This is a genomic window from Pseudomonadota bacterium (genome assembly GCA_039714795.1).
Classification (GTDB): domain Bacteria; phylum Pseudomonadota; class Alphaproteobacteria; order JAGOMX01; family JAGOMX01; genus JBDLIP01.
Genome location: JBDLIP010000125.1, coordinates 1 through 4,821, shown reverse-complemented (window position 1 = coordinate 4,821; position 4,821 = coordinate 1). Strand labels below are relative to the sequence as shown.

Below are 4,821 nucleotides of genomic sequence, written 5' to 3'. Positions count from 1 at the left end.
ACTTGCAAGCATAATCGCAGATAAGCCTCGGATACCCAATTGTCATTCAACACGGATCTGAATGGACGATCTACCCTGACATTTGGAGAAGATACGATTATTCAAGATAACAGACCCAAAGGTTTCAATCCGAAGCTTTGGCATATTTTGGGTCTGATCTGGCCATGCATGACCGTGAAGAATTAAATTATTTGGGGTACATGTAAGTCGTTGTAATAGGGATCCAAGTCCATGATTTGACAGTTCCTGATCTTCCATACCCCATTGTCCCTTGAAAAAGCTTTTGCTGAAAATGGAGCGTCGCGGATTTCCTGGTGCAAAAATTTTAATCTCATTTTCACCGTTCCGATGGTTCTTGGTTACCTGAATAAGATATTCATCTGTTGCCTGAACAACTGAGGCACAGGCCCCTACAAAAAATCCAATCAGCACAAATAATTTTAAATTTAATCTATACATTTTATAATTTCCCATTAAATATACAAAAAGTTAATCCAATCCTGATTGTTATATAATATATATCCTCCCAAAATACCAGTATAAAAAACAATTGGATACCGGATATTTCTATTTTGTACACTAAGGACGCTAGGAAAAATAACATTTATAATCGTGTTTCGCGTTCTGTTGCTTGATCTTGCTGCGTAACGCTGTCTATAAAGTATTTTAGTTAAATTGTAAAGGTTATTTTTCCTAGCGTCCTAACACCCTATATGACCATTATCATGGGCATATAGGTGACGTTGGGCAAAATCAGCTAACCACGTATGACATCCGGAGTGTTGGGCTAAGGAGATGCTTTGCTAGGCACACATTATGTTATGTTGGAGCTACACCCAATCGGATCCGGTATGGGTATAAGTTAGCCATTTTCCTCAACACTGCTTTTCGCATTTTTATTTGACTTAAAACAATTTTTTAAATAGTATGAACTGGTCTGTATAGAAACTATAGGAGTATTCGATGAGTCTCGGATTCGGGCAAATTGCGATTTTACTAATAATTATTTTAATTTTGTTTGGTGCTGGAAAACTGCCAAGAGTGATGAAAGATCTGGCCAAGGGTATGAAAGCCTTTAAAGAGGGTTTAAACGATGAGGAAAACTCTGAAAAAGAGTCTCCTCACATTGCCGAGGCGAAGCCAACGGCCACAGTTATCTCCACCCCTCACACCAAGACTACGGCACGTAAAAAAGCCAGTTAGGCCGGCAAAATTTATTTTGAGAGATTGTCCCATGTTTGACTTTAATAGCTGGTGTGAATTCTTAGTCATTGCAATCGTTGCCCTGGTTGTTTTAGGACCAAAAGAAATCCCTACCGTATTGCGGTTTGTTGGTAAATGGATGTATCGTCTGCGCTCATTATCACGGGAATTCAAATCGCACATAGACGAACTTGTCTACGCTGCTGAGCGCGAAGATATTAAGAAAAAAACCGAACCGCAGCATTCTGAAACCCCGCATACGTCGGATTACTCGCATGGACACAAATAAAAATCCAATCACTGAAACTCCTTTGATTGATCACCTCATTGAATTGCGGCGCCGGCTGTTGTACGCAACGCTTGGATTCCTTGCAGCATTTTGCATCGCTTATTACTTTGCCCCTGAAATTTTTATGTTGCTTACCAAGCCACTGGTCACCAGTTTTGAAAGCCTTGAGGGACGTCGGTTGATCTACACAGGTCTTACAGAGGCTTTCATGACCTATATCAAGGTTGCCCTATTTGCAGCTACTTTCATTTCGCTTCCCATCATCATCATTCAAACATGGCTTTTTATCGCCCCTGGACTTTTTTCCCACGAGAAAAAAGCTTTTATACCTTTTCTATTTGCCGTTCCAATCCTGTTTAGCATTGGGGCTTTGTTTGCGTATTTTGTAGTTATTCCGGCTGCTTGGAAGTTTTTTATCCAATTTGAGGTTCCTGCCACAGTTGGTCACCTGCCCATCCAGCTTGAGGCGCGCATGCATGAATATTTAGCACTGATTATGCAACTACTGCTGGTGTTTGGCATCAGTTTTCAATTGCCGATTATCCTCCTGCTTTTGGCAAAACTTGGAGTGGTGCAAAAACAATTTTTGGAAAAGAAACGTAAATATGCGTTTCTTTTCATAATGATCGCTTCGGCATTCTTGACGCCACCAGATGTGCTCAGCATGCTTTTGCTCTCCCTGCCACTTTACCTTCTTTACGAGAGCTCTCTTCAACTGTTACGCTTCTCCCAGAAATCGTTACCCAAACAGGAGTACACTCAACGTGTTTGACTTAAAATGGATCTGTGACAACCCTGAAGCCTTAGATGCTGGCCTGGCCCGCCGTGGCGCGCCACCACTATCGGCATCCATTATTGAAAAAGATGAAAAGCGCCGCCATGTCCAAACAGAACTGCAACAGTTACAAAATGAACGCAACACTGTTGCCAAGGCCATTGGGCAGGCAAAACAAAAGGGAGAAGATGCAGCTCCCTTTATGGAAAAGGCCCAGCAAATCAAAAAGCAGATCCCAGCTCTAGAAGAGCAGTCACGTCAAATCGAAAATGAACTGAAGCTAATTGTGGCAGGCTTGCCAAATATCCCAAAAGATGATGTTCCCTCCGGAAAAGATGAGAGTGACAACGTTTTGGTGCGTGAAGTTGGTATTCCCAAGGATTTTGAGTTTACCCCAAAACGACATTATGAGATCGGAGAGCAACTTGAGCTGATGGATTTTGAGACAGCCTCGCGTATATCTGGATCTCGTTTTGTTATTCTAAAGGGCGCACTGGCAAGATTAGAGCGAGCACTTGCAGCCTTTATGCTGGACTTGCACACTCAGAAATTTGGTTATCAGGAAATTATGCCACCAACTCTCGTGCGGGAATCGACGATGTTTGGTACGGGTCAATTGCCAAAAATGGCAGAAGAAGCCTTTAAAACTACAGACGATCGTTGGCTGATTCCAACATCTGAAGTTCCTTTAGCCAACCTGGTACGTGAGACCATCTTGGAGCAAACCCAACTTCCTCTGCGCTACACCGCCTATTCCCAGTGTTTTCGTTCAGAGGCAGGTGCAGCAGGCAAAGATACGCGCGGTATGCTACGTCAACATCAATTCAGCAAGGTCGAACTGGTTAGTATTACAACCCCAGAACAATCAAGCGACGAACATGAACGAATGCTAGGAGCAGCAGAAGAGGTCCTGAAACAACTACGGATACCCTACCGTGTCATGATGCTCAGCACAGGAGACCTTGGGGCCACTGCGCAAAAAACCTATGACATTGAAGTTTGGTTGCCGGGTGAGCAAGCATACCGCGAGATTTCTAGTTGTTCTATATGCGGTGATTATCAAGCCCGGAGAATGAACGCCCGTTATCGGCCATTAGAGCCCGGCGGCAAACCCAAACCCGAATTTGCTCACACTCTAAACGGTACAGGGATTGCAATAGGGCGCACCATTGTGGCAATCTTGGAAAACTATCAACAAGAGGATCAAACCGTTACAATTCCAGATATCCTCATTCCTTACATGAACGGTTTAACGACCATTGCACCAGAGACAAAATCATGACCTATCCAAGACGCATCCTTATTACCAATGATGATGGCATTCGTGCCCCTGGCCTTGCAGTTCTTGAACGAGTTGCCCACCAGCTCAGCGACGATGTTTGGGTTGTTGCTCCACAATCGGATCAAAGCGGGAGAGGACATGCAATTACTTTGAATCACCCCTTGCGGCTTAATAAGGTCGGAGATAAGCATTATAGCGTCGAGGGAACACCAACTGATTGCGTAACCATTGCCCTTGAAACCCTGCTCAAAGACAATCCTCCTGACATTGTTCTCTCTGGTGTTAATCAGGGTGAAAACCTTGGAGAGCATATAACGCAATCTGGAACTATTGCCGCGGCTATGGAAGCTACGTTACATGGCATTAAGGCTATTGCTTTCAGCCAGGCTACTCAGGAGGCCAGTAAGGTGGAATGGGGTACGGCTGAAAAATTTGCACCCCGTCTCATTTATGAACTATATAAGGGCAAATGGCTGGAAAATTTACTCTACAACGTCAATTTTCCGCGCCGAACGACGGATCAGGTTGAAGGAATCCGCGTTGTCCCGCATGGCAAACGTGCAAAGAAAAGCAATATGGTCGAATGCATAGATCCAAGAGGAAAACCTTATTACTGGCTTGGGGTGCTCCACGAAGAGGAAAACCCATCCATCAATAGTGATCTGTGGGCAGTCCAAAACGGCTATATTTCCGTAACCCCCCTGCACATGAACCTTTCTCATCAAGAGACAGTCGAGCGCTTAACCAAGACGCTAACCTATGACTTCATTGAAAAAGATTTAGAAATGGAACGCGAGCAACCTATTGCGGTTTAAGTTGGTTAGAACCCAGGGTTTTACTAAACAACCCTGTGTTAGACACTTATTTTCGAGGGTATCACGGATGACATCTCTTGGGTATACTTCTGATATTCAATGTAGGAGCAATTTGATAATGTCCGGTTAAGCAATTTAGAAATGTCCGGTTTTACCGTTTTCTTATCCAGCACAATGGGTACGTTGTTTCATCACAGACGTAGCTCTCAAGCTGCCTCTAGGCTTTTCATAAATATCTCAGGGTTTGGGGCTCTGCCCCAAACCCCGAGATATTTATAAAAAGCCTAGAGGTTATTAGTTTACGAGATAACAAAACCGGACATTTTTAAATTGCTAGAATAGGACATTTCTAAATTGCTTTGACATACTTCTGATATTCAAAAAGATCCAAAGAAGCAATGTTTAGATATTTAAGATAATATTTGTACAAGAGAGTACTTTTGCTTATAAAGATGGG

General features: G+C 43.2%; 5 protein-coding genes and 1 pseudogene. 5 read left to right on the top strand and 1 reads right to left on the bottom strand.

Translation table 11 applies throughout. The features are described 5' to 3' along the window. Positions 1–42 precede the first annotated feature (42 nt). On the bottom strand, positions 43–459 hold the full coding sequence (locus tag ABFQ95_07615) for a hypothetical protein (GenBank protein ID MEN8237387.1): 417 nt from the start codon (positions 457–459) through the stop codon (positions 43–45). 504 nt (positions 460–963) lie between these two features. Between ABFQ95_07615 and tatA the strand changes: the two are divergent. The 5 genes and pseudogenes from tatA (at position 964) to surE (ending at position 4,364) form a co-directional block, all read left to right on the top strand. Further along, positions 964–1,104 (top strand): annotated as a pseudogene (gene tatA / locus ABFQ95_07610) (twin-arginine translocase TatA/TatE family subunit). Between the two features lie 130 nt (positions 1,105–1,234). Next, positions 1,235–1,492, top strand: a complete 258-nt coding sequence (gene tatB, locus ABFQ95_07605) for a Sec-independent protein translocase protein TatB (protein ID MEN8237386.1) — start codon at positions 1,235–1,237, stop codon at positions 1,490–1,492. Then, positions 1,479–2,264, top strand: coding sequence for a twin-arginine translocase subunit TatC (gene tatC / locus ABFQ95_07600; GenBank protein MEN8237385.1), 786 nt, complete (start codon positions 1,479–1,481; stop codon positions 2,262–2,264). The genes tatB and tatC overlap by 14 nt, the downstream gene beginning before the upstream one ends. Next, the gene (serS, locus tag ABFQ95_07595; GenBank protein MEN8237384.1) at positions 2,257–3,549 is read left to right on the top strand and encodes a serine--tRNA ligase; all 1,293 of its coding nucleotides are present in this window, start codon (positions 2,257–2,259) and stop codon (positions 3,547–3,549) included. Before tatC ends, serS begins: the two co-directional genes overlap by 8 nt. After that, a complete protein-coding gene (gene surE / locus ABFQ95_07590; GenBank protein MEN8237383.1) occupies positions 3,546–4,364 on the top strand; it encodes a 5'/3'-nucleotidase SurE in 819 nt (272 codons plus the stop codon). The genes serS and surE overlap by 4 nt, the downstream gene beginning before the upstream one ends. Positions 4,365–4,821 lie beyond the last annotated feature (457 nt).

What these genes read in the sequence shown, in the direction of transcription:
- ABFQ95_07615 (MEN8237387.1), bottom strand. Translation starts at nt 459, where the DNA reads ATGTATAGATTAAATTTAAAATTATTTGTGCTGATTGGATTTTTTGTA.
- tatB (MEN8237386.1), top strand. Translation starts at nt 1,235, where the DNA reads ATGTTTGACTTTAATAGCTGGTGTGAATTCTTAGTCATTGCAATCGTT.
- tatC (MEN8237385.1), top strand. Translation starts at nt 1,479, where the DNA reads ATGGACACAAATAAAAATCCAATCACTGAAACTCCTTTGATTGATCAC.
- surE (MEN8237383.1), top strand. Translation starts at nt 3,546, where the DNA reads ATGACCTATCCAAGACGCATCCTTATTACCAATGATGATGGCATTCGT.